This is a genomic window from Metapseudomonas cellulosilytica (genome assembly GCF_049334135.1).
Lineage (GTDB): Bacteria > Pseudomonadota > Gammaproteobacteria > Pseudomonadales > Pseudomonadaceae > Metapseudomonas.
In genome coordinates this window covers 18,958-41,910 of sequence record NZ_JBHZGN010000020.1, presented here as the reverse complement: position 1 = coordinate 41,910, position 22,953 = coordinate 18,958, and the positions used below count along the sequence as shown (strand labels likewise).

The 22,953-nt window shown below is 65.2% G+C and carries 20 protein-coding genes; 13 read left to right on the top strand and 7 right to left on the bottom strand.

From position 1 onward, the window contains the following. Positions 1-276 precede the first annotated feature (276 nt). The 3 genes from brnQ (at position 277) to ACFW0H_RS22140 (ending at position 2,990) form a co-directional block, all read left to right on the top strand. Complete coding sequence (brnQ, locus tag ACFW0H_RS22150; protein ID WP_422916004.1) at positions 277-1,590, top strand: branched-chain amino acid transport system II carrier protein; 1,314 nt, start codon at positions 277-279, stop codon at positions 1,588-1,590. 279 nt (positions 1,591-1,869) lie between these two features. Next, on the top strand, positions 1,870-2,604 hold the full coding sequence (locus ACFW0H_RS22145; RefSeq protein WP_422916003.1) for a DUF599 domain-containing protein: 735 nt from the start codon (positions 1,870-1,872) through the stop codon (positions 2,602-2,604). Beyond that, on the top strand, positions 2,601-2,990 hold the full coding sequence (locus ACFW0H_RS22140; RefSeq protein ID WP_422916002.1) for an MAPEG family protein: 390 nt from the start codon (positions 2,601-2,603) through the stop codon (positions 2,988-2,990). Before ACFW0H_RS22145 ends, ACFW0H_RS22140 begins: the two co-directional genes overlap by 4 nt. A 62-nt stretch (positions 2,991-3,052) precedes the next feature. On the opposite strand, the gene ACFW0H_RS22135 is transcribed toward ACFW0H_RS22140, so the two are convergent. Next, on the bottom strand, positions 3,053-3,268 hold the full coding sequence (locus tag ACFW0H_RS22135; protein WP_422916074.1) for a hypothetical protein: 216 nt from the start codon (positions 3,266-3,268) through the stop codon (positions 3,053-3,055). A gap of 193 nt (positions 3,269-3,461) precedes the next feature. On the opposite strand from ACFW0H_RS22135, the gene ACFW0H_RS22130 reads away from it, so the two are divergent. The 5 genes from ACFW0H_RS22130 (at position 3,462) to ACFW0H_RS22110 (ending at position 8,631) form a co-directional block, all read left to right on the top strand. Further along, complete coding sequence (locus ACFW0H_RS22130; protein ID WP_422916001.1) at positions 3,462-3,917, top strand: PaaI family thioesterase; 456 nt, start codon at positions 3,462-3,464, stop codon at positions 3,915-3,917. Then, on the top strand, positions 3,914-4,357 hold the full coding sequence (locus tag ACFW0H_RS22125) for a PaaI family thioesterase (protein WP_422916000.1): 444 nt from the start codon (positions 3,914-3,916) through the stop codon (positions 4,355-4,357). Before ACFW0H_RS22130 ends, ACFW0H_RS22125 begins: the two co-directional genes overlap by 4 nt. Positions 4,358-4,400: 43 nt before the next feature. Further along, positions 4,401-5,654 carry an MFS transporter gene (locus tag ACFW0H_RS22120; RefSeq protein ID WP_422915999.1) on the top strand — a complete coding sequence of 418 codons (1,254 nt, stop codon included), beginning with the start codon at positions 4,401-4,403 and terminating at the stop codon, positions 5,652-5,654. A gap of 123 nt (positions 5,655-5,777) precedes the next feature. Continuing rightward, on the top strand, positions 5,778-7,676 hold the full coding sequence (gene htpG / locus ACFW0H_RS22115) for a molecular chaperone HtpG (RefSeq protein WP_422915998.1): 1,899 nt from the start codon (positions 5,778-5,780) through the stop codon (positions 7,674-7,676). A 166-nt stretch (positions 7,677-7,842) separates the two neighbouring features. Further along, complete coding sequence (locus tag ACFW0H_RS22110) at positions 7,843-8,631, top strand: dienelactone hydrolase family protein (RefSeq protein ID WP_422915997.1); 789 nt, start codon at positions 7,843-7,845, stop codon at positions 8,629-8,631. 256 nt (positions 8,632-8,887) lie between these two features. On the opposite strand, the gene ACFW0H_RS22105 is transcribed toward ACFW0H_RS22110, so the two are convergent. Together ACFW0H_RS22105 and ACFW0H_RS22100 are read right to left on the bottom strand one after the other, a co-directional pair. Next, entirely contained in the window at positions 8,888-9,748 is an 861-nt protein-coding gene (locus ACFW0H_RS22105; protein ID WP_422915996.1) for a pirin family protein, read from the bottom strand. 20 nt (positions 9,749-9,768) lie between these two features. After that, entirely contained in the window at positions 9,769-10,188 is a 420-nt protein-coding gene (locus ACFW0H_RS22100; RefSeq protein WP_422915995.1) for an OsmC family protein, read from the bottom strand. Between the two features lie 311 nt (positions 10,189-10,499). Between ACFW0H_RS22100 and ACFW0H_RS22095 the strand changes: the two genes are divergently transcribed. From ACFW0H_RS22095 to mddA, 4 genes are all read left to right on the top strand, one after another. Beyond that, positions 10,500-10,964 (top strand): DUF3859 domain-containing protein, encoded by a 465-nt coding sequence (locus ACFW0H_RS22095; protein WP_422915994.1) that lies wholly within the window; start codon positions 10,500-10,502, stop codon positions 10,962-10,964. A gap of 65 nt (positions 10,965-11,029) precedes the next feature. Continuing rightward, on the top strand, positions 11,030-11,749 hold the full coding sequence (locus tag ACFW0H_RS22090; protein ID WP_422915993.1) for a response regulator: 720 nt from the start codon (positions 11,030-11,032) through the stop codon (positions 11,747-11,749). 224 nt (positions 11,750-11,973) lie between these two features. Next, complete coding sequence (locus ACFW0H_RS22085; protein ID WP_422915992.1) at positions 11,974-14,796, top strand: PAS domain-containing hybrid sensor histidine kinase/response regulator; 2,823 nt, start codon at positions 11,974-11,976, stop codon at positions 14,794-14,796. 95 nt (positions 14,797-14,891) lie between these two features. After that, positions 14,892-15,662 carry a methanethiol S-methyltransferase gene (gene mddA, locus ACFW0H_RS22080; RefSeq protein WP_422915991.1) on the top strand — a complete coding sequence of 257 codons (771 nt, stop codon included), beginning with the start codon at positions 14,892-14,894 and terminating at the stop codon, positions 15,660-15,662. A gap of 170 nt (positions 15,663-15,832) precedes the next feature. Here the strand turns inward: mddA and ACFW0H_RS22075 are convergent, their stop codons facing one another. The 4 genes from ACFW0H_RS22075 to ACFW0H_RS22060 form a co-directional block, all read right to left on the bottom strand. Then, complete coding sequence (locus tag ACFW0H_RS22075; RefSeq protein ID WP_422915990.1) at positions 15,833-17,458, bottom strand: methyl-accepting chemotaxis protein; 1,626 nt, start codon at positions 17,456-17,458, stop codon at positions 15,833-15,835. Between the two features lie 186 nt (positions 17,459-17,644). After that, the gene (gene fabB / locus ACFW0H_RS22070; protein ID WP_422915989.1) at positions 17,645-18,862 is read right to left on the bottom strand and encodes a beta-ketoacyl-ACP synthase I; all 1,218 of its coding nucleotides are present in this window, start codon (positions 18,860-18,862) and stop codon (positions 17,645-17,647) included. A gap of 11 nt (positions 18,863-18,873) precedes the next feature. Continuing rightward, positions 18,874-19,389 (bottom strand): 3-hydroxyacyl-[acyl-carrier-protein] dehydratase FabA, encoded by a 516-nt coding sequence (gene fabA / locus ACFW0H_RS22065; protein ID WP_044875231.1) that lies wholly within the window; start codon positions 19,387-19,389, stop codon positions 18,874-18,876. A 256-nt stretch (positions 19,390-19,645) separates the two neighbouring features. Further along, positions 19,646-21,553: an ATP-binding protein gene (locus tag ACFW0H_RS22060; RefSeq protein WP_422915988.1), complete on the bottom strand. Its 1,908-nt coding sequence runs from the start codon at positions 21,551-21,553 to the stop codon at positions 19,646-19,648. Between the two features lie 370 nt (positions 21,554-21,923). Between ACFW0H_RS22060 and ACFW0H_RS22055 the strand changes: the two genes are divergently transcribed. Continuing rightward, a complete protein-coding gene (locus ACFW0H_RS22055; protein WP_422915987.1) occupies positions 21,924-22,946 on the top strand; it encodes an NAD(P)H-dependent glycerol-3-phosphate dehydrogenase in 1,023 nt (340 codons plus the stop codon). Positions 22,947-22,953 lie beyond the last annotated feature (7 nt).

The window sequence follows — 22,953 nt, the reverse complement described above, 5'->3', positions numbered from 1 at the left end:
GGGGTGGCCTTTGTGTTTCGGGTACAACCTGCTTCATCGGTTGTGCAACCGCCTGTCGGCCAAGCGACAAAAATGGTTGCTACTCCGACAGCCTGATCCACGTCAGGTGCTTCCCCCGGTAAAATCGGTAGCCTTGCAACTACCCCGCTCGCCATGCCCCAAAAGGGCGAAGGTCGGGCACTAGCGATCAATCCCAAACGGATGGATGACGTTTCCCCCGACCCAATCGGGAAACCCCTTCGGTAAACCCTGTTTCAGCGATGTGGTAATTCCCCAATGAAATCCTTGAAAGGCCAGGACATCCTGGCGCTCGGCTTCATGACGTTCGCGTTGTTCGTCGGAGCCGGCAATATCATTTTCCCTCCCATTGTCGGCCTGCAGTCCGGCCCCCATGTCTGGATGGCCGCCCTGGGCTTCCTGATCACCGCGGTGGGCCTGCCGGTGGTTACCGTCATCGCCCTGGCCAAGGTCGGTGGCGCCATGGACTCCCTCAGCAGCCCCATCGGCAAGACGGCTGGCGTGCTGCTCGCGGCGGTCTGCTACCTTTCGGTCGGTCCGCTGTTCGCCACCCCCCGTACGGCCACCGTGTCCTTCGAAGTCGGCCTGGCGCCCCTGACCGGCGATACCCCGCTGGCCCTGTTCGCCTACAGCCTGGTTTACTTCCTGGTGGTGCTGGCGGTTTCCCTCTACCCGGGCCGCCTGCTGGATACCGTCGGCCGCGTGCTGGCGCCGATGAAGATCGTCGCCCTGGCGATTCTCGGCATCGCCGCCTTCATGCTGCCGCTGGGCGAGATCGGTAACGCCACCCCGGCTTACCAGGCCGCGCCGTTCTCCCAGGGCTTCATCAATGGCTACCTGACCATGGATACCTTGGGGGCCCTGGTGTTCGGCATCGTCATCGTCAACGCCATCCGCTCCCGTGGTGTCGAGTCGCCGCGCCTGATCACCCGCTACGCCATCATTGCCGGCCTGATCGCCGGTGTCGGCCTGGCGCTGGTCTATATCAGCCTGTTCCGCCTCGGCGCCAACAGCCATGACATCGCCGGTGAGGCCAGCAATGGCGCCGCAGTGCTGCATGCCTACGTCCAGCACACCTTCGGCAACCTGGGCAGTGCGTTCCTCGCGGCGCTGATTTCCCTGGCCTGCCTGGTCACCGCCGTCGGCCTGACCTGCGCCTGTGCCGAGTACTTCAGCCGCCTGCTGCCGCTGTCCTATCGCAGCCTGGTGATCATCCTCGCCGCGTTCAGCCTGGTGGTGTCCAACCTCGGCCTGACCAAGCTGATCCAGGTGTCGGTGCCGGTACTCACCGCTATCTATCCGCCGTGCATCGTGCTGGTGGCGCTGAGCTTCTGCTGGAGCCTCTGGCATTCACCGGGCCGCGTGGTGGCGCCGGTCATGCTGGTGTCCCTGCTGTTCGGCCTGGTGGACGCCCTGAAGGGCGCCGGACTGGCCGGCTGGATGCCGCAGTGGCTGTCCCATCTGCCGCTCTCGGAGCAGGGCCTGGCCTGGCTGCTGCCGGCCGTCGCCGCCCTGGCCGTGGCCAGCCTCTGCGACCGCCTGCTGGGCAAACCGGTGGAAGTGACGGCCTGAGGTCGGAGTCCCGCCAAAATAAGGCCGCCTTCGGGCGGCCTTTTTCATTGGGCTGCAAGGTGATGCCAATCTCGGGCGCTTTTGTAGGGTGGACCACGCTTCACCGGTCCACCGTCGGCGTGCCGCTGGGCCGCGGATGGTGGAAAGGAAGAGCGCTTTCCACCCTACAGGGCTGCCGGCGTGAGTGCCCCGGATTTCACCTGGCCCACATCCGCGCCTGAACACAGCGCCGGTAAGTGCCTCCCGCTATAATTCGCGTCGTTCTTACAAGGAATTCGCATGTCCACCATTCTGCGCAACTGGCCACACCTGCTGGCCATCCTCTGGTTCGTCGGCTGCTGGTTGGGCTATACCCGCTACGCCATCTGGAAGGGTAGGGACACCGCCTGCCTGGCTTCGGTCCTGCATCTCTACCGGGAGGACTGGATGCGCCGCCTGCTGCTGCGCGACAACCGCATCGCCGACGCCAGCGTGATCGGAAACCTGGAGCGCAATGCCTCCTTCTTCGCCTCCAGCACCCTGATCATCCTGGCCGGTATCCTTACCGTCCTCGGTTCCACCGATCGTGCCGTCTCGGTGCTGGAGGACCTGCCGTTCGTGCAGGCCGCCAGCACGGGCGTTTCCGAGGTGAAGCTGCTGGGTCTGGCGGTGGTCTTCGTCTACGCCTTCTTCACCTTCAGCTGGTGCATGCGCCAGTACAACTTCGCCGCCATCCTGGTGGGCTCGGCGCCGATGATCGGTGAAAAGCACGTCAGCGAGCAGGAGCGCAAGGACTTCGCCGAGCGCACCGCGCGGGTGATCTCGCTGGCGGCCAACCAGTTCAACTTCGGCTTGCGCAGTTACTATTTCGGCCTGGCCATGCTGGCCTGGTTCATCAACCCCTGGTTCTTCATGCTCGTGACCGCAGGCGTCGTGCTGGTGCTGTATCGCCGCGAATTCCATTCCGATGTGCTGGATGTGATGGTCTACACCCCGACCCAGGCGCTGGAAGCGCCCAAGGAGAAAGTCGAATGAGTATTCCGTTCTGGTGCCTGTTCATTGCGGCCCTGCTCATCTACCTGGCCAAGGCCCCCGTGGCCAAGGCCATGAGCGAGGAGGGCAGGGGTTACGACAACCGCAATCCGCGGGCGCAGCAGGCGCGGCTGGCCGGCTTCGGCGCACGGGCGGTGGCGGCGCACCAGAACAGTATCGAGATCTTTCCGTTGTTCGCCGCGGGCGTGCTGATGGCGCACGTCACCCAGACCCAGGGCCTTTTCGTCGACCTGCTGGCGATCGTCTTCATCGTCTCGCGGGTCGTCTACCTGTTCCTCTACTGGAACGACAAGGCCACCTTGCGCAGCCTGGTCTGGGTCATCGGCCTGGTCTGCTGCCTGCTGCTGATGCTCAGCCCGGCACTCTGACTGCCCCCCGGAAAAGACAAGGCCCGCAGATTGCGGGCCTTGTTGTTCCAGCTGACGGGAGCTTACTGGCTCTTCTCCTCGGTCGGTGCGGTCTCCGGAGCAGCCGGAGCGGGCTGGGTCGGAGCCGGGGCGGCTTCAGGGGCCGGAGCCGGAGCCGGAGCGCTCGGCTGGGATTCGGTTGCCGGTGCAGCCGGGGCTTGGGCCTCTTCCTTCTTGTCGCAGGCAGCGAGACCAAGGCTGGCGGCCAGCAGCAGGGCGAGAGACAGGGTTTTCTTCATCATTGAGCCTCCATGTGTGGCTTTCCTCATCGTTAGCCGTTGGAGTTTGTGACCGCTTTCTAAGTTCCACATTAATTGCAAAAAGCCTTACCTGGAATTGCAAAAAGCCTTACCTGAGCGCTCCGCCACGGCGCAGCGGCGTCCGGCAGGGTATTATTCTGCACTTTGCCCTCCATCCGCCCAGGTCGCAGTCATGACGGACACTACCCTTATTGAACGGGCGCAGCGCTTTCTTGCCGCGCTGCGCCATTGCCAGGTGCTCGGCCTCAGTGTGCACGACGCCACTCCCGGCGGCCTGACCCTGCGCCTGCCCTACAGCGCGGAGATCATCGGCAACCCGGAAACCGGCGTGATCCACGGCGGTGCCATCACCACGCTGATGGACACCACCTGTGGCATTTCCACCATCTGCGTGCTGCCTGAATTCGAGATTTGCCCGACCCTCGACCTGCGCATCGACTACATGCACCCGGCCGAGCCGCACAAGGACGTGTTCGGCTTCGCCGAATGCTACCGGGTGACCCCCAATGTCATCTTCACCCGCGGCTACGCCTACCAGGACGACCCGGAGCAGCCCATCGCCCATGTGGTGGGCACCTTCATGCGCATGGGCAAGCCCGGCCAGCTCAAGCAGGGAGGTGTGGCATGAGCCTCGACCTCAACGCCCTGGTGCGCGAAGCCCACGAGAAAAACGACTACAGCTCGCTGGTGTGCCTGATCCCCTACGCCAGGCTGATCGGCATGGAATGCCTGCGCCTGGGGGACGACATGGTCTTCCGCTTGCCGGCGAACAAGGACAACATCGGCAATCCGACCCTGCCGGCCATCCACGGCGGTGTGATCGCCGGCTTCATGGAGCACGCGGCGATGCTCCATCTGCTGATGTTCATGGGCGCGCCCCATATGCCCAAAATCATCGACTTCTCGATAGATTACCTGCGCGCCGGACATTATCGTGACACCTACGTCCAGTGCCAGGTCTGGCGTCAGGGCCGCCGTGTCGCCAACGTCGCCATCACCGCCTGGCAGACCACCCAGACCGAGCCCATCGCCACTGCCCGCGCCCACTTCAAGGTAGACGAACCCTGATGCGCCACGCCTGGCGCCTCCGGTCGCTCACAAGGAAAGTTCGATGGTTGCGTTACTGATTCTCGGCGGCCTGTTGCTGATCGTCGTCGGCCTGGTCTGGCTGCTGATGCTCGCCTTCGGCACCAGCCTGCTGTGGGGCTTCGGCAGCTTGTTGCCACCGGTCACCCTGGCTTATGTGCTGTACCACTGGCGCAACGCGCGCAAGGCCGTGGTGCTGGGCGCCATGGGCTTCATTCCGCTGGTGGTGGGGCTGACCATGCTGGCCGCCCAGGACCCGGAGCGCCTGCAGGCGATTCTCAGCCTGCGCTGGCTGGGTGAGGAGCAGAAAGTCGCGTCCGAACTGGACATCCGTCTCAAGGGGGAGCTCAACGGCCAGCGTTTCTCGCCGTTGCAGGCCGAACTGGTGGACGGCATCCTCAGCCTGCGCGAGGGGCAGGACTTCTACGCCCGTCGCGAGCTGATCATCCGCATCGGTAATCAACCCGAAGGCGCCCTGCGCCTGGATGTGCTGCCCCAGGACCCCGGCCCGCAACCGGAAATCGAGATCAGCTGGCTGTTGCCGGAGCAGGAGTTGCCCGAGGCGAGGCGCATTCCCCGTGGCTACACCCTGCACCTGGACCTCCAGCCGGTGGCGCCGAACCGCCTGGCCGGCGATTTCCACCTGGTGCTGCCGCCCAGGTTCGCGACCACCTTGTCCGGTCACCTGGAGCTTTACACCGACCACTTGCGTTACCGCGATGACCAGGTCGACACCACCTACGATTCGCGCGACACGCTGGCCTATGTGATTCGCGACTACCTGCAGCGTCGCTTCGCCACCCGCGACGTGGTGCTGGCCGCGCTGCCCACCTTCAGCTTGCCGGCACGAGAGCTCGAGTTCGAGGTGGAGGCCCGCGTAGGAGGCCAGGTTCAGCGTCTGCCGCTGCAACTGGTGAAGAGCGACCTGCGCGGTTGGAGTGTCCAGCGCGACAGCTTTCCGCCTCTGCCCCCGCCTGTAGCTGCTCCCGAAGTGCCGCGCGAGGCGAGCCAGCAGGCCCCGTCCGTCGCGGAGCAGTCCACGCGGCCAACTGATCGGCGTGAGGGCTTTTCCCTGCAGCACCTGCTGGGCAACCCTGGTCAGTATCAGGAGCTCGGCATGCGGGTGTACACCGTGCACGGCACTACCGCCGAAGGCCGCTTCGCTGGCCTGGATGGCGAAGGGCGCATCCAGATCCGCCGCAACCTGGGCGGGGCAGGGGCCGCGAGCTTCAGCCTGCCGGTGGACGAGATCGAGCGGGTTGAGTTGCTTGAACCCTGAAGCCGATTCCGTACGCGCCTTGCCACGAATTCTCTAAGCACTTGAAATCCTTGTCGAAGGCCCCATCTGGATGACATCCGCCGCCGTTCGCGGCCCAAACCATCCACGTGGAGTTAGAAGACCATGAGTGTGGAAACTCAAAAAGAAACCCTGGGCTTCCAGACCGAGGTGAAGCAGCTGCTTCACCTGATGATCCATTCCCTGTATTCCAACAAGGAAATCTTCCTCCGCGAGCTGATTTCCAACGCCTCCGACGCCGTCGACAAGCTGCGTTTCGAAGCGCTGGAGACGCCCGCACTGCTGGAAGGCGGCGCTGAGCTGAAGATTCGCGTCAGCTTCGACAAGGACGCCCGCACCATCACCATCGAGGACAACGGCATCGGCATGAGCCGTGACGAGGTGATCGCGCACCTTGGCACCATCGCCAAGTCCGGCACCGCCGACTTCCTGAAGAACCTCTCCGGCGACCAGCGGAAGGATTCCCACCTGATCGGCCAGTTCGGCGTGGGCTTCTACTCCGCGTTCATCGTGGCCGACAAGGTGGACGTGTTCACCCGCCGTGCCGGCCTGCCGGCAGCCGAGGGCGTGCACTGGACGTCCAAAGGCGAGGGTGAGTTCGATGTCGCCACTATCGACAAGGCCGAGCGCGGTACTCGCATCGTCCTGCACCTGAAGAGCGGCGAAGAGGAGTTCGCCGACGGCTGGCGCCTGCGCAACGTCATCAAGAAGTACTCCGACCATATCGCGCTGCCCATCGAGCTGCCGAAGGAACATCACGGCGAGGAAGCACCCGTCGAGCCGGAGTGGGAGACCGTCAACCGCGCCAGCGCGCTCTGGACCCGTCCGCGCACCGAGGTCAAGGACGAGGAATACCAAGAGTTCTACAAGCACGTCGCCCATGACTTCGAAAACCCGCTGACCTGGAGCCACAACAAGGTCGAGGGCAAGCTGGAGTACAACTCGCTGCTCTACGTGCCGGCCCGCGCGCCGTTCGACCTCTATCACCGCGAGGCCCCGCGTGGCCTGAAGTTGTATGTGCAGCGCGTGTTCATCATGGACCAGGCCGACCAGTTCCTGCCGCTCTACCTGCGCTTCATCAAGGGTGTGGTGGACTCCAATGACCTGTCGCTGAACGTTTCCCGCGAAATCCTGCAGAAAGATCCGGTGATCGACTCCATGAGGTCGGCCCTGACCAAGCGCGTGCTGGACATGCTGGAGAAGCTTGCGAAGAACGAGCCCGAGCAATACAAGGGCTTCTGGAAGAACTTCGGCCAGGTGCTGAAGGAAGGCCCCGCCGAAGACTTCGCCAACAAGGAGAAGATCGCCGGGCTGTTGCGCTTCGCCTCCACCGGCGACGAATCCGGTGAGCAGAGCGTCTCCCTGGCCGACTACATCGGCCGCATGAAGGACGGCCAGGACAAGATCTACTACCTCACCGGCGAGAGCCATTCGCAGGTGAAGAACAGCCCGCATCTGGAAGTCTTCCGCAAGAAAGGCATCGAAGTGCTGCTGCTCACTGACCGCATCGACGAGTGGCTGATGAGCTACCTGTCCGATTTCGACAGCAAGGGCTTCGTCGACGTCGCCCGTGGCGATCTCGACCTGGGCAAGCTGGACTCGGAAGAGGACAAGAAGGCCCAGGAAGAAGTGGCCAAGGCCAAGGAAGGGCTGATCGAGCGCCTGAAGAAGGCGCTGGACGAGCAGGTCGCCGAAGTACGGGTCTCCCATCGCCTGACCGACTCTCCGGCGATCCTCGCCATCGGCGAACAGGACCTCGGCCTGCAGATGCGCCAGATCCTCGAAGCCAGCGGCCAGAAGGTGCCGGACTCCAAGCCGATCTTCGAGATCAACCCGGCGCACCCGCTGATCGAGAAGCTCGACCACGAGCAGGATGAGGACCGCTTCGGCGAACTGTCCCACATCCTCTTCGACCAGGCCGCCCTGGCCGCGGGCGACAGCCTGAAGGACCCGGCCGCCTATGTGCGCCGCCTGAACAAGCTGCTGGTGGAACTCTCCGCCTGACAGCCGGCTGCTACAAAAAAGGCCCGCGATTGCGGGCCTTTTTCATTGGGGCTGCGGATTTTGCGGGGGTTTTGGCATTGAAACCCCATGCAATGAACGGAATGGAAAGTCGACGCCACCGGGAGGTCTAACGTCAGTCATCCCCCTCCGGCACAGGAGAGCATCCATGAACAGATTGCTGCTTCCTTCGCTGCTGCTTGCCCTCGCCAGCCCGGCCTGGGCGGCCATGGTCAGCCAGACCGTGCCTTATGACATCGATGGCAAGGCCTTCGAGGGCGCCCTGGTGTACGACGATTCGGTGAAGACTCCGCGCCCCGGCCTGCTCATGGTGCCGAACTGGCTCGGCGTCTCGCCAGCCGCCGTCGAGCAGGCCAAGGAGATCGCCGGCCAGCGCTATGTGATCTTCATCGGCGACCTGTACGGCAAGGGCATCCGTCCGACCAACCCGACCGAGGCCCGGGCCGCCGCCACCGCCCTGCGCGCCGACCGGCCGCTGATGCGCAAGCGTGGCCAGGCCGCGGTGGAGGTGCTGAAGGCACAGGGCGACAAGGTGCCGATGGACCTGGCCAGACTGGGCGCCATCGGCTTCTGCTTCGGCGGCGGAGGTGTGCTGGAGCTGGCACGCTCGGGGGCGCCGCTTAAAGGCTTTGTGTCCTTCCATGGCAACCTGGATACGCCCAACCCGGCCGATGCCCGCAACATCCGTGCGCCGGTCCTGGTGTTGCATGGGTCCGATGACCCGGCCGTGCCGAAAGCCCAGGTGGATGCCTTTACCGCCGAGATGACCGCCGCCAAGGCCGACTGGCAACTGGTGAACTATGGTGGTGCGGTGCATTCATTCACCGAGCGTGGCGCCAACGTGCCAGGGCGCAACGAATACAATCCCAAGGTTGCCGCACGGGCCTACCAGGCCATGAACGATCTGTTCGATGAAGTCTTCGCCGGAGCGAGGTAATACATGACGCAAATTCAGTCCCGGGCCCTCGGCTATACCGCCGATGCCCTGGCCTTCGCGGCGATGTACGCCCTGCTGGACGAAGTATTTGCCTGATCCCCGCACCCTGTAGGGTGGACAGCGCTTTTCTGTCCACCGTTCGGCCTTGAGGTGTGGGCGGATGGTGGAAATCGTTCCGCGATTTCCACCCTTGGGCTGTGGGAGCGATTTCAATCGCGAACGAATTCGCTCCCACACAGGGCCTGCCCTGGCTGACTCAGCGCGGCAACTCGATGCGGCTGGTCTCCCCCTCTACCACCGGCCAGTCGCCTGCCGCCCAGCGGCTGCGGGCTTGTTCGATCAGCTCCGGGCTGCTGGATACGAAGTTCCAGTTCATCCGCCTCGGGCCGTCCAGGGGCGAGCCGCCGATCATCACCACCTGGCTGCCGCTGCAGGCTGATAGCACGTACTCCACGCCCTCCGGCAGTACCAGCAGGCTACGCGGCTCGATTGGCTGGTCGTCCAGCAACGCCTCGCCGTCCACCAGGTAGAGCGCTCGCTGCGGGTGTTCGCAGGGAATGGTCAGGGTGGCGCCTGCTTCCAGCTGCAGGTCGGCGTAGAGGGTAGGGGAGAGCACCGGCACCGGCGACTCCAGGCAGAAGCCGCTACCGGCGATCAGGCGGATGCGCACGCCGAGGGACTCCTGCCGGGGCAGGCTGGCCGCCGGGTAATGGCTGTAGCTGGGCTCGCAGTCCTCGAGCTCCTTTGGCAAGGCCAGCCAGACTTGCAGACCATGGGCGCGGGAGCCGCTGGCCATCAGGTCCGCCGGGGTGCGTTCGACATGGGCGACACCTCGGCCCGCGGTCATCCAGCTGACATCGCCCGGCTTCACCCGCTGGTCCGAGCCCAGGCTGTCCTTGTGCTGCAACTCGCCTTCGAACAGGTAGGTCAGGGTGGACAGGCCGATATGGGGATGCTGGCGCACGTCCATGCCGGTGCCGGGGGCATAGTCGGCCTCCAGCATGTGGTCGAAGAACACGAAAGGCCCGACGCTGCGGCACTGGGCCGAGGGCAGGGGGCGGAGGATGGGTTGCCCGGCGACCTCTTCGGCGCGCGGGCGGATGGTGAGGACATTCATGCTGAGACTTCCTGCGCGGGTTACTGGCTGAAGTTGCCTTCGGCCAGACGTGTTTCGATGCTCGTTTCCACCTGGGTCATCAGCTTGTGCACCGGGCACTTGTCGGCAATGCGCAGCAAGGTGGCGCGTTGCTCGTCGGTCAGGGCCCCGCGCAGGGTCAGCTTCACGTCCAGGCGGTAGTGTCCCTTGCGCTCCTCGCTGTCGTCGCGGGTCACTTCGACGTCTACACCGGTCAGCGGGATGCCGTTCTTCTGGGCGTAAAAGGTGACCGTCAGGGCCTTGCAGCTGCCCAGTGCGGCATCGTAGTAGTCATGGGGCTCAGGGTCCGCGCCTGCACCGCCCAGGTCGGTCGGCAGATCGGTGAACAGAGGCGCCTTGTCGGAGAGTTCGATGCGCTGGCGGGTGCCGTGGGCGGAATCACGGGTGAGACGGATGGTCATGGAAGGCCTCCTGGCCGGTGAGCGGATAAGGACCCAGCAAGGCTAGCGCAAAGGGCGGCGACCGGTCAGCCGCTGAACGCTGCTGGGCGGATGCAGGTTCATGGTCGCCAGCACAGCCGGGAGGACCCGCCTTATACCGACTGTGCACCCGCCTCGCCGCCTTGGCGGAAGCGGTGGCGTGCAAGGTGGCGCGGGACATTTTCCTCGCCGTACTGCCGCGGAGAATTTGGCAGGCTGCGGCGAATCAAGTTTGTCATCAGCCTGTCACGGCCATGTCATAGCCTCGCGCCACCGCAATCAAGGAGCGCGACATGATCCCCTTTCGAATGACAGCACTCATGGTCCTGGGCCTGGCTTCCGGCGTGGCCGTGGCCGATGTGCGGGTGGACGGGCCGGTGGAGTACGGCATCTTCGAATCCCAGTACAAAGACTACCAGCCGGGTGAGCGCGTGCTGACCCGCAGCAACCAGACCATCGAGCAGACCGACGAAATTCCGGCCAAGCTGGGCACCAAGTTCGGCATGCGCTACACCCTGGCCGGCAAGCAGGAAAAGGACACCCCGCTGACCCTGCTCTACCTCACCCCGGGCGTCGTCACCCCGGACGGCAAGCGCCACGACAAGTTCGTGGTGGAGCAGCAGATGGCCGCCGGCGCGCCGACGGACGTAATGGCCTTCGAGTTCACCGAGCACTACGAAGTGGTGCCGGGCGAGTGGCATTTCATGGTCTTCCAGGGCGATCGCCTGCTGGCCGACCAGCGCTTTACCGTCCGCTGATCCCGCGCACTTCTCCATCGCGGGCTATATTCGCTGGGTCTGAAGCAGGCGCGAGGCGCGGGCCCATGGCCGAACAGATCAGCATCCTGGTGGTGGACGACGACGAGGCCATCCGCGAGCTGCTGCTGGATTACCTCGGCGGCCAGGGCTATCAGGTCCATGCCGTGGGCGACAGCGGCCAACTGCGCGCACGGCTGACCGAGGCGCTGCCCGACCTGGTGCTGCTGGATGTGGGCCTGCCCGGCGAGGATGGCCTGAGCCTGGCGCGCTACCTCCGTGAACACCACGATCTGCCGGTGATCATGGTCTCCGGCGCGGGCACGCCGCTGGACCGCATCGTCGGTCTGGAAGTGGGGGCCGACGACTACCTGGCCAAACCCTTCGATCCGCGCGAGCTGTTGGCACGGGTCAAGACCGTGCTGCGGCGCTATCGCCGTGCTCCGGCGGCGGCCGCGCAAGTGGTTGCGGAAAGTGCAAGCCCCTGGCTGCAGCTGGGCCTCTGCCGCCTCGACCTGCAGAGCCGCCAGTTGTTCGATGCGACGGGCGCGGAAATTCCCCTTACCGCCATGGAGTTCGACCTGCTCCAGGCCTTCGCCCAGCGGCCCAACCGGCCGCTGTCCCGCGATCAGTTGCTGAATCTCACCCAGCACCGCGACTGGAATCCATTCGACCGATCCATCGACATCCGCATCGCCCGGCTGCGCCGCAAGCTGGAGCAGGATCCGGACAAGCCGCAGATCATCCGTACCGTTCGCGGCGTCGGTTACATGTTCGTGCCGGGCTAAGTAGGGGCGAATTCATTCGCCAAGCAGGCCGGAGGTCTGCCCTGCCTGCTATCAGGGGGCAGCTGCGCCGCCCTTGGCGAATGAATTCGCCCCCACATGGGTAATCCCGCCCAAGCCGATACGGCGCGTTTGTTTCAATTGTTTCAATGGCTGCCGGACCCCTCCGGCCACCACCTGGCGCTCTTATACTCAGCCTGTCCACCCAGCCCCCGGAGGGCCGCCCGGTGAGCCAGCCACTGTCCAGCCGCTTCGAAATCAGTGCCGAAGAGCATCACCTGCGGCAGATCGTCGACAACAGCAGTGCGGTGATCTACGTGAAGGACCTCGACGGCCGCCTGGTACTGGTCAACCGGGCCTTCGAGCGGCTGTTCAAGGTGCGCGCCGAACGGGTGCTTGGACATACCGACCACGAGTTCTTCCCCAAGGAGATCGCCGACGTACTGCGGGCCAACGACCTGCGCGTGATCCAGCTCGGCCATGAGCTGGAGTTCGAGGAGCAGGTGCCCATGGGCGGCGGCATGCGTACCTACCTGTCGAACAAGTTCCCGCTCTTCGATGGCGAGGGGCGGGTCAGCGCCATTTGCGGCATATCCACCGACATCAGCTCGCGCAAGGGCCTGGAAGAGGTGCTGCGCTTCGTCGCCCTCGGGGTTTCGGCCGCCACCGGCAACGAGGTGTTCGAGGCCATCGCGCGCTACATGGTGCGTTCGCTGAACGCCGACTTCGCCTTCGTCAGCCGCATCAGCGACCAGGGGCCGCAATGCCTGACCACGTTGGCGCTCTATTACGATGGCAAGCTGCACCAGAACGCCACGTACGAGTTGAAGGGCACGCCCTGCGCCGAAGTATTCGGTCGCAGCTTCCACTTCGTGCCCCGTGACCTGCGCTGTTCCTATCCCGGTGATGAGGTGCTGGCCGCCTTCGGGGTCGACAGTTATGCCGGCTACCCGCTGTTCGCCAGCGACGGCCGGCCCCTGGGGCTGATCGCTGCCGGGCGGCTCGGACCCATGAGCGACCGCGACAAGGTGGAGTCCGTGCTGCGTATCTTCTCGGTGCGGGCGGCGGCGGAAATCGAGCGGCTGGAGGCGGAAGCCAGCTACAGGGCGATCTTCGACACCTCGGAAGACGCCATCTTCGTCCACGACATCGACACTGGCGCCCTGGTAGACGTCAATCCCAAGGCCTGTCGGGCCTATGGCTACAGCTACGAGGAAATGCTCAAGCTGGACATCGACGCCTTCAGCGCCGGCTACGCGCCCTATACAGGACGGGAGGCCGCCGCTCATCTGGCGCGCGCCGCGACCGGCCAGGTGCAGCGCTTCGAGTGGCATCGGCGCAACCGGGACGGCAGCCTGCATTGGGACGAAGTGCTGCTCAAACGCGTGGCCATCGGCGGGATCGACCGCATTCTCGGCATCACCCGCGAGATCACCCAGCGCAAGGAGGCCGAGCAGGCCCTGCGCGCCAGCGAGATGCAGTACCGCGCCATCACCAACACCGCCCTGGACTGCTTCATCAGCATGGACGAGACAGGAAAGGTGCTGGCCTTCAACCCGGCGGCGGAGCAGTGCTTCGGCATCAGTCGCGAGCAGGCGCTGGGGCATTCGCTGCTGAAGCTGATCATCCCGCCGCGCTTTCGCGACGCCTACGAGCATGCCCTGGAACATTACCTGCAGACCGGTCATGGGGCCTTCCTCGGCAAGCGCATGGAGGTAGTGGCCCAACGTGCCGACGGCCGTGAGTTCAACGCCGAACTGGCCCTGACCCAGGTGCCCGGCGACGAGGGGCCGCGCTTCATCTGCTACCTGCGGGATATCACCGAGCGCACCCAGGCCGAAGAGGAGCGCGCGCGCCTGGAGCAGCAACTGCGCCAGGCTCAACGCATGGAGGCCATAGGTCACCTGACCGGGGGCATCGCCCACGATTTCAACAATCTGCTGACCAGCATGCTGGGCTATACGGTGATGGCCCAGGAGTTGGCGGAGCAGGGGGGCGACGAGCGCCTGGGCAAATACCTGGGGCGGGTGCAGCGCTCGGCGGAGAAGGCCCGCGACCTGATCCAGCAGATGCTCACCTTCAGCCGCGGCAGCCGCGGCAAGCCGCAGGTGGTGGCACTGGACCAGTTGCTGGGAGATTTCATTCGCCTGGTGGAGTCTACCTTGCCGGCGACGGTGGAGCTGGACGTGCAGCTGGACCACGAACTGCCGCGGGTGCTGGCCGACCCGGTGCAGTTGGAGCAGGTACTGATGAACCTGTGCATCAACGCCCGCGACGCCATGGGCAGCAATGGCCAGTTGCGCGTCAGCCTGGGCCAGCAGGAGCTGGAGGGCGTCTGCGCGTCCTGCCAGCAGCGGATCAAGGGAAACTTCGTCGCCCTGACCGTCAGTGACAGCGGGCCGGGGATCGACCCGGCGTTACGGGCGCAGATCTTCGAGCCGTTCTTCTCCACCAAGGCCAGCGGGCAGGGCAGCGGCATGGGGTTGTCCATGGTGCACGGCATCGTCCACGAGTACGGCGGCCACATCCAGCTGGACAGTGCGCCAGGGTGCGGTGCCACCTTTCGCGTGCTGATGCCCGCCCATGGCCTGACGGTGAGCGCGGAAACCGGCGGCGTGCTGACTGATGAGCGCCAGCCGCAGCGTTCGGCCCTGGATGGGCGGGTGGCGGTAGTGGATGACGACGCTACTGTCGCCGAATTCATGGGCGAGCTGCTGGAAGGCTGGGGTCTTACGCCGGGCATCTTCTGCGATGCCGAGCAGGCCAGCCAGCAGCTCTGCGCTGACCCCTATGCCTGGGACTTCGTCATTCTCGACCAGAGCATGCCGCGCCTCTCCGGCCTGCAGCTGGCGCGGCGCCTGCTGGCGTCCCGCGCGGACCTGCCCATCGTGCTCTACACCGGCTTCAGCGATTCGCTGGTGGAGAGCGATGTGCAGCAGCAGGGGGTCAAGGCCCTGCTGACCAAACCCTTGAACCAGCAGCGCCTGCACCAGTTGCTGCAGGCCTGGCTGGGCGAGCCGGGACGCGGATACAAAGCGGAAACAAACTGAGCGCTGCCAGCCATAGGGCTGATACAGGCCGGGGCCAAGCTGGAGTCCAAGGCGGAGCGATGCCGCCGACCAGAACCCCCGGGCAGGAGCGCATCATGTTCACCTACTTCAAGCGCGTATCGATCTTTCTCTACGGCCTGATCAGCTACCTGATCTTCTTCGCCACCTTCGTCTATTCCATCGGCTTCGTCGCCAACCTGCCGTTCGCGCCGCGGACCCTGGATGGCGAGCCGCGCCTGCCGTTCTGGACCGCCCTCGGGATCGATGTGGCGCTGCTGGGCCTGTTCTCCGTCCAGCACAGCCTGATGGCCCGCCCGGCCTTCAAAGCCTGGTGGACCCAGTGGATACCGCCGGCGGCCGAACGCAGCACCTACGTGCTGTTCTCCAGCCTGGCGCTGATCCTGCTGTACAGCTACTGGCAGCCCCTGGGGGGCGAGATCTGGAGCATCGAGAACCGCTCCGGCCGGCTGGTGCTGGGCGCCACCTTCGGTTTTGGCTGGGCCCTGGTGTTCTATGCCACGCTGCTGATCAACCACTTCGACCTGTTCGGCCTGCGCCAGGTCTGGCTGAACCTGCTGGGCAAGCCCTACACCGGCTTGGCGTTCAAGACCCCGGGCGCGTACAAGCTGGTGCGTCACCCGCTGTATCTGGGCTGGTTCCTGTGCTTCTGGGCAACCCCGACCATGAGTGCGGCGCACCTGCTGTTTGCCGTGCTGACCAGCCTCTACATCCTTGCCGCCATCCAGCTGGAAGAGCGCGACCTGCTGCGGGAACACCCCGAATACGCCGAGTACCAGCGCCAGGTGCCCATGCTGCTGCCGCGCATCACAGGCAGCAAGACGGAGGGCGGCCGCGAAGCGGCCTGAGGGTTTGAGGAGCGAAGAAGAAGGGCGCCGTGCAGGCGCCCTTTTTCGTTTGGAGCGCTATCCGTAGGTTGGCGCCGAGCCTGCGAGGCCCAACGATACCCAGGACGGCTCCTTGTTGGGCCTCGTTCCTCGGCCCAACCTACGACAGGTCCGCGGTCTGTTTTGCGAGTTCAAACCACGAAGCGCGCGATCATTCCGTTCAGCTCGCTGGCCAGGCGCGACAGCTCATGGGTGGCGGCGGAGGTCTGGCTGGCGCCCGCCGAGGTCTGCACCGAAATGTCGCGGATGTTCACGAGGTTGCGGTCCACTTCCCGCGCCACTTGGGCCTGTTGTTCCGCTGCGGTGGCGATGACCAGGGTGCGCTCGTTGATCTCCCCGGCCTGCCGCGCGATTTCGTGCAGGGCTTGCCCGGCTCCCTCGGCCATCTGGAGCATCTGCCGGGCGTGCTGGTTGCTCTCGTTCATGGCGTCGACTGCCGTGCCGGAGCCGACCTGAATCCTGGCGATCATCTGCTCGATCTCCTGAGTCGACTCCTGGGTGCGATGGGCCAGGGCGCGTACTTCGTCCGCTACCACGGCGAATCCGCGGCCCTGCTCGCCGGCTCGGGCCGCCTCGATGGCTGCGTTCAGGGCCAACAGGTTGGTCTGCTCGGCGATGGCGCGGATCACGTCGAGCACCTTGGCGATGCCTTGGGCCTGCTCGGCGAGGTCCGCAACCAATTGGGTGCTGTCGGCGACTTCCCGGCTCATGTCACGAATGGCCTGGACAGTTTCCTCGACCTTCAGGCGTCCGGCTTGCGCGACATCCTCGGAGGCGATGGCGGCTTCCGAGGTGGAGGCGGCGTTGCGTGCCACTTCCTCGACAGCCGCGCTCATCTCGTTCACTGCGGTCGCGGCCATCTCGATCTCGTCGTGCTGGCGGTGCAGCGAATGGTTGCCTTCCTCGGTCACCGCGTTCAGCTGTTCAGCGGCGGAAGCCAACTGGGTGGCGGAGTGGCCGATCTGCTCGATGGTGTCGTGCAGGTGCTGCTGCATGGCTTGCAGGGCCTGCATCAGGCGGGCGGGCTCGTCGCGCCCGGTGGTGTCCAACTGGCCGGTGAGGTCGCCGCCGGCCACCTGCTCGGCAGCGCGCATGGCTTCGCGGATGGGGGTCACGATGCTGCGGGTCAGCATCCAGGCGACGGTGACGCTGGCCAGTACTGCGAACAGCATCACCAGCACCACGGAGCGGGTGGCGTCGTTGACGACTTCGTCGCCCAGCCGGCTGGAGATCTGTGCCTGCCGCTGGTCCAGATCGATCAGTGCAGCGAGGTCGCTCGAGAGGCTCTCGTAACGCTCGTTCTGCTCGCCGCGAATCAATGCGTAGGCGCGCTCGGTGTCATTTTGCCGCGACAGCTGCAGCAGGGCCTTGTGGCTGTCCATATAGTCGCGGCTCGCGGTGACGATCGCCTCGAACAGGCGCTTCTCCTCCGGGTGCTCCAGCAGTGGGCGGTACGCCTGCTCGACCTTCGCCAGCTCGGCGAGCAGCTCCTCCATGCGCTGCTCCTGGGCGTCCATGCCGGCATCGTCCCGGGCAAGCACGTGGTTCATTTCGCTGAGGCGGAACTCGGCCATGAGCAGGCCCATCTGGCCGGAAGCCTGGACGCTGGGGAGCCAGATTTCGCTGATCCGGGTGGAGGCCTGGTTGATGGCGGCCATGCGGTTGTGGGCGAAGCCACCAAGGCCGACCAGCATCAGGGTGATGATGGCGAAACCGAGGGCCGCGCGGTAGGCGATGGGCAGTTGGCGAAGGAACATGCGTCTACTCCGATCCGGGACTGGTGGGGTGTTGCTGGTCCCTTTAGCGGAGCCTGGCGGCGGTTCTTGATAGCGGGATGGACGGTTCGGAAAGGCCCTACGGACTTTCAGGAAGGAAGGTGTCAGGCCCAGAAACGACAACGCCCGTATCCGGGGATACGGGCGTCGCGGGTGCTACGGAGCGGATCAGCCCTGGTAGCGCTTCAGTACCAGGGTGGCGTTGGTGCCGCCGAAGCCGAAGCTGTTGGACATGACGGTGTCGACCTTGGCGTTTTCGCGGGTCTCGCGCAGGATCGGCAGGTCGGCCACTTCCGGGTCCAGCTCGTCGATGTTCGCCGAGCCGGCCATGAAGTTGCCTTCCATCATCAGCAGGCAGTAGATGGCTTCCTGTACGCCGGCGGCGCCCAGGGAGTGGCCGGACAGGCTCTTGGTGGAGCTGATGGCCGGGGCCTTGTCACCGAACACGGCGCGTACGCCACGGATTTCCGCCACGTCGCCCACCGGGGTGGAGGTGCCGTGGGTGTTCAGGTAGTCGATCGGGGTGTCGACGGTGGACAGGGCCTGCTGCATGCAGCGGATGGCGCCTTCGCCGCTCGGGGCGACCATGTCGTAGCCATCGGAGGTGGCGCCGTAGCCGACGATCTCGGCGTAGATCTTGGCACCGCGCTTGAGCGCATGCTCCAGCTCCTCGACTACCACCATGCCGCCGCCGCCGGCGATGACGAAGCCGTCACGCTTGGCGTCGTAGGCGCGGGAGGCCTTCTCGGGGGTGTCGTTGTACTGGGTGGACAGGGCGCCCATGGCGTCGAACAGGCAGCTCTGGCTCCAATGCTCTTCTTCACCACCGCCGGCGAAGACCATGTCCTGCTTGCCCAACTGGATCTGCTCCATGGCCTGGCCGATGCAGTGTGCGCTGGTGGCGCAGGCGGAGGAGATGGAGAAGTTCACGCCCTTGATCTGGAAGGGGGTGGCCAGGCAGGCGGAAACGGTGCTGCCCATGGTGCGGGTTACGCGGTATGGGCCAATGCGCTTGACGCCCTTCTCGCGCAGGGTGTCGATGGCTTCCATCTGGTTGACGGTGGAAGCGCCGCCGGAGCCGGCGATCAGGCCCACGCGCGGGTTGGAGATCTGCTCGGTGGTCAGGCCGGCGTCTTCGATGGCCTGCTGCATCGCCAGGTAGGCATAGGCGGCGGCATCGCCCATGAAGCGGAAGAGCTTGCGGTCGATCAGCTCTTCGAGGTTCAGGTTGACGGAGCCGGACACCTGGCTGCGCAGACCCATCTCGGCATAGGAGGGGTTGTGGCGGATACCGGCCTTGCCGGCGCGCAGGTTGGCGGAAACGGTGGCTTTGTCATTACCCAGGCAGGATACGATGCCCAGGCCAGTGATCACGACGCGACGCATGCGGATGTCCTTCAGAAGCTGTCGGTAGAGGTGAACAGGCCGACGCGCAGGCCTTCGGCGCTGTAGATCTCGCGGCCGTCGACGGCAACGGTGCCATCGGCGATGCCGAGGATCAGCGAACGATTAATAGTGCGCTTGATATGGATGGTGTAGGTGATCTTTTTCGCAGACGGCAGGACCTGGCCGAAGAACTTGACTTCGCCGGAGCCGAGGGCGCGGCCACGGCCGGGGTTGCCCTGCCAGCCGAGGAAGAAACCGACCAACTGCCACATGGCGTCGAGGCCGAGGCAGCCTGGCATGACCGGGTCGCCTTCGAAGTGGCAGGCGAAGAACCACAGGTCAGGATTGATATCGAGCTCGGCGACTATCTCGCCTTTGCCGTACTTCCCGCCGGTCTCGCTGATATGCACGATGCGGTCGATCATCAGCATGTTGGGGGCGGGCAGTTGCGCATTACCAGGGCCGAACAGCTCGCCGCGACTGCAGCGCAGCAGGTCTTCCCGGGTATAGGCGTTTTGTTTTGTCATGCGAGCTCCTCAATGGTCCCCGTGTGGCACAGGGCTTTGCATTCATCCTTCTGCCGTGGCCACAGGGGCGTCAGGCGGCAGACTAGTCATAGACTGTTGCGTTGCGGTGAAAGTCACAGAGCGACGAGCACAGTCGTTCACCCAAGTGGCATTGGCCAGCCGCGCGAAGCGCGCCGAAGGGCGCCCGCTCGCAAAGTGTCGTGCACTTTAACATCCCCGGGCCCTCGACGAATGTCTGGAAACGGCAGCAAGGGGGTCAGTCCGACGGCTTGTTCATCCAGCGCTGCATCACCCGCAGCAGGTCGGCGCGCTTGAACGGCTTGGCCAGGTAGTCGTTCATGCCCGCGGCCAGGCAGGCTTCGCGGTCGCCCTGCAGGGCGTTGGCGGTGAGGGCGATGATCGGCAAGGTGGCGCCATCATTCATCTGGCGAATTTGCCGGGTCGCTTCGTAGCCATCCAGCACCGGCAGGCGACAGTCCATGAGGATCGCCGCGTAGCGATGGCGCGACGCCTGGTGCACCGCCTGGGCACCGTCGCCCACCAGGCTGACCTGGTAGCCGAGGCTGCGCAGCATCGCTTCGATCACGGTCTGGTTGACCGGATTGTCCTCGACCAGGAGCACCTGCTGGCCGCCGCCCGCATTCGGGCTGTGTTCCTCGTCGTTGACCACGTCCGAAGCCCGGGTGCGGAACGGCAGGGGGATTTCCAGGGTGAACACCGAGCCGGAATCCTCATGGCTCTCCGCCTGCAAGGTGCCGCCCATGCGCTCGGCCAGGGTGCGGGCGATGGGCAGGCCGAGGCCGGTTCCGCCGTAGCGACGGGAAATCGAATGATCGGCCTGCTGGAAGGCGTCGAACATGTGCTCGAGTCGATCCGGCGGGATGCCGATGCCGCTGTCGTGCACCGAACAGGTGAGCCAGAGCACTTCACTGTCCAGGGCCTGCCAGCGGGTTTTCACCCTGATGCCGCCTTCTTCGGTGAATTTCAGGGCATTGCCTACCAGGTTGACCAGGATCTGCCGCAGGCGCGTCGGGTCGCCCTGCACCTCCACGCGCTCCAGGCCGCCCTGGGTATCCAGGCTCAGTGCCAGGCCGCGTTGCTGGGCGCTGTGCTGGAACACCTGCACCGAACTCTGGATCAGGTCCAACAGGCTGAAGGGAATGCGTTCCAGTTCCAGGGCGCCGCGCTCGATACGGGAAAAGTCGAGGATGTCGTTGATCACCTTCAAGAGGTGCTCGGTGGATTCCGTGGCCAGGGCCGCGTACTCCGTCTGCTCCTCATTCAACTCGGTGGTTTCCAGCAATTGCAGCATGCCCAGCACGCCATTCATGGGGGTGCGCAGTTCGTGGCTCATCATCGCCAGGAAGTCGGACTTGGCCCGGTTCGCCGTCTCGGCCTCCTCGCGGGCCTTGATCAACTGGTCCATCGCCTGCTGCTGTTCGTGGCTGGCCTGCTCGAGGCCGCCGGCGAGGTCGTTGATGTGGCGGCCGAGGTCGCCCAGTTCGATGTCGTCCACTACGGGCAGGCTGGCGTTGTAGTTCCCGGCCTGGATGGCCTTGACCGCCTCGCCCATGGCGCTGATGGGCTGCGACAGGCGGGTCGCCAGGCGACGGGCCAGGAGGAAGGTGAGGAGCAGGGCGACCAGGGCCAGCACCGTGGCCTTGAGGAGAATCTCCTGCTGGCGGTTGCTGAAGGCGTCATTGGACATGCCGACCACCACGCGGCCCAGATAGTTGCCCTCGTCGCTTCGACCGCTCCCCTCGGTCCGGGTGCGGCGTGCCTGCAGGTGCATCTGCTGCTGGACGATGGGGGCGTGGAACACCTCCACCTGGGCGCCGCTCTTCTCCAGGCTTTCCTCCTGCTCCAGGTAGACCAGGATGTTGTCGGCGCGATCGCGTACTTCGAGAAAACGCACGTGGGGCGTGCCCAGGCTCGCCTGGAGCAGGCCCTCCAGGACCTCCAGGTTGCCGGTCACCACGCCGTACTCCGCGGCCGGGGCGAGCTGGCTGGCGATCAACTGGCCGGTATGGTTCAGCTCCTGGCGCAGGTCCTGCAGGCGCGCGAAGGTGAAGAAGCCGGTGAGCAGCAGGGTGAGCAGCAGCGCCGGACCGAGGCTGATCAGTTGGGTGCGGGTATGGATATCCCAGCGGTGCCCCAAGGTCATGGGCGCGACTCCCCTTCGGCGGCCGTCGCGGCCGGGCAGGTAAGATCGTGGCTCGGCTCGGGCCGCAATGCCTGGAAACGGGGGGAGGGGCGGCGCATCATCCTTCGGCCTCGGTACGGGGGCGTCCTTGGGGACCAGTCTATGCTGGAACTCTAGTCCCGTTATGCCCCGGTGCTGGGGGAAATTCGAGATATTGGGCTTGCCGACGGGAGAGGGTGCTTCCGCGGCGCCGGCATCGATCGAACTTGCGGCATCTTAACCGAGGCCGGTCGCTTTGCCAGCGCAAAGGCTCTGGATTGAGACTGACCGGCCGGCGGCGGCGCCGTATAATGCGCGAATTCGCCATACCTTTGGCCTACATGGACCCGTTATGACTGAACAGCAACCCGTAGCGGTGCTCGGTGGCGGCAGCTTCGGCACTGCCATCGCCAACCTGCTGGCCGAGAATGGCCAGCGAGTGCGCCAGTGGATGCGCGACCCGGAGCAGGCCGAGGCGATCCGTACCCAGCGCGAAAACCCGCGCTACCTCAAGGGCGTGAAGATCCACCCCGGCGTGGAGCCGGACAACGACCTGGCCGCCGTCCTCACTGATTGCGAGCTGGTCTTCGTCGCCGTGCCGTCCAGCGCATTGCGCACGGTGCTGGAGCCGGTGGCGGGCCAACTGGCCGGCAAACTCCTGATCAGCACCACCAAGGGCATCGAGGCGCAGACCTTCAAGCTGATGAGTCAGATCCTCGAGGAAGTGGCTCCGGACGCCCGCATCGGGGTGATTTCCGGCCCCAACCTCGCCAAAGAGATCGCCGACCACGCCCTGACGGCCACGGTGGTGGCCAGCGAGGACGCTGACCTCTGCCAGCGTGTGCAGGCGGCCCTGCACGGACGCACGTTCCGTGTCTACGCCAGCCAGGACCGCTTCGGCGTCGAGCTGGGCGGCGCGCTGAAGAACGTCTACGCCATCATGTCCGGCATGGCCGCCGCGCTCGGCATGGGCGAGAACACCAAGAGCATGCTGATCACCCGCGCACTCGCCGAGATGACCCGCTTCGCCGTCAAGCTTGGCGCCAACCCCATGACCTTCCTGGGGCTGGCCGGCGTCGGCGACCTGATCGTCACCTGCTCCTCGCCCAAGAGCCGCAACTACCAGGTGGGTTTCGCCTTGGGCGAGGGGCTCAGCCTGGAGGACGCAGTGGCGCGCCTGGGCGAGGTGGCGGAAGGGGTCAACACCCTCAAGGTGCTGAAGGCCCGCGCCGAGGAGCTGCAGGTCTACATGCCGCTGGTCGCGGGTTTGCATGCCATTCTTTTCGAGGGGCGTACGCTGGCCCAGGTGATCGAAGCGCTGATGCGCGGCGAGCCCAAGACAGACGTAGACTTCATACCAACCACCGGCTTCTGAGCCACGC

Excerpts from the sequence above, each read along its gene's own strand:
- ACFW0H_RS22135 (WP_422916074.1), bottom strand. The coding sequence starts at position 3,268 with ATGAAGAAAACCCTGTCTCTCGCCCTGCTGCTGGCCGCCAGCCTTGGT.
- ACFW0H_RS22130 (WP_422916001.1), top strand. The coding sequence starts at position 3,462 with ATGACGGACACTACCCTTATTGAACGGGCGCAGCGCTTTCTTGCCGCG.
- fabB (WP_422915989.1), bottom strand. The coding sequence starts at position 18,862 with ATGCGTCGCGTCGTGATCACTGGCCTGGGCATCGTATCCTGCCTGGGT.
- ACFW0H_RS22090 (WP_422915993.1), top strand. The coding sequence starts at position 11,030 with ATGGCCGAACAGATCAGCATCCTGGTGGTGGACGACGACGAGGCCATC.
- ACFW0H_RS22140 (WP_422916002.1), top strand. The coding sequence starts at position 2,601 with ATGAGTATTCCGTTCTGGTGCCTGTTCATTGCGGCCCTGCTCATCTAC.
- ACFW0H_RS22145 (WP_422916003.1), top strand. The coding sequence starts at position 1,870 with ATGTCCACCATTCTGCGCAACTGGCCACACCTGCTGGCCATCCTCTGG.
- ACFW0H_RS22095 (WP_422915994.1), top strand. The coding sequence starts at position 10,500 with ATGATCCCCTTTCGAATGACAGCACTCATGGTCCTGGGCCTGGCTTCC.
- ACFW0H_RS22100 (WP_422915995.1), bottom strand. The coding sequence starts at position 10,188 with ATGACCATCCGTCTCACCCGTGATTCCGCCCACGGCACCCGCCAGCGC.
- ACFW0H_RS22075 (WP_422915990.1), bottom strand. The coding sequence starts at position 17,458 with ATGTTCCTTCGCCAACTGCCCATCGCCTACCGCGCGGCCCTCGGTTTC.
- htpG (WP_422915998.1), top strand. The coding sequence starts at position 5,778 with ATGAGTGTGGAAACTCAAAAAGAAACCCTGGGCTTCCAGACCGAGGTG.
- ACFW0H_RS22120 (WP_422915999.1), top strand. The coding sequence starts at position 4,401 with ATGGTTGCGTTACTGATTCTCGGCGGCCTGTTGCTGATCGTCGTCGGC.
- ACFW0H_RS22125 (WP_422916000.1), top strand. The coding sequence starts at position 3,914 with ATGAGCCTCGACCTCAACGCCCTGGTGCGCGAAGCCCACGAGAAAAAC.
- brnQ (WP_422916004.1), top strand. The coding sequence starts at position 277 with ATGAAATCCTTGAAAGGCCAGGACATCCTGGCGCTCGGCTTCATGACG.
- ACFW0H_RS22055 (WP_422915987.1), top strand. The coding sequence starts at position 21,924 with ATGACTGAACAGCAACCCGTAGCGGTGCTCGGTGGCGGCAGCTTCGGC.
- ACFW0H_RS22105 (WP_422915996.1), bottom strand. The coding sequence starts at position 9,748 with ATGAATGTCCTCACCATCCGCCCGCGCGCCGAAGAGGTCGCCGGGCAA.
- mddA (WP_422915991.1), top strand. The coding sequence starts at position 14,892 with ATGTTCACCTACTTCAAGCGCGTATCGATCTTTCTCTACGGCCTGATC.
- ACFW0H_RS22060 (WP_422915988.1), bottom strand. The coding sequence starts at position 21,553 with ATGACCTTGGGGCACCGCTGGGATATCCATACCCGCACCCAACTGATC.
- fabA (WP_044875231.1), bottom strand. The coding sequence starts at position 19,389 with ATGACAAAACAAAACGCCTATACCCGGGAAGACCTGCTGCGCTGCAGT.
- ACFW0H_RS22110 (WP_422915997.1), top strand. The coding sequence starts at position 7,843 with ATGAACAGATTGCTGCTTCCTTCGCTGCTGCTTGCCCTCGCCAGCCCG.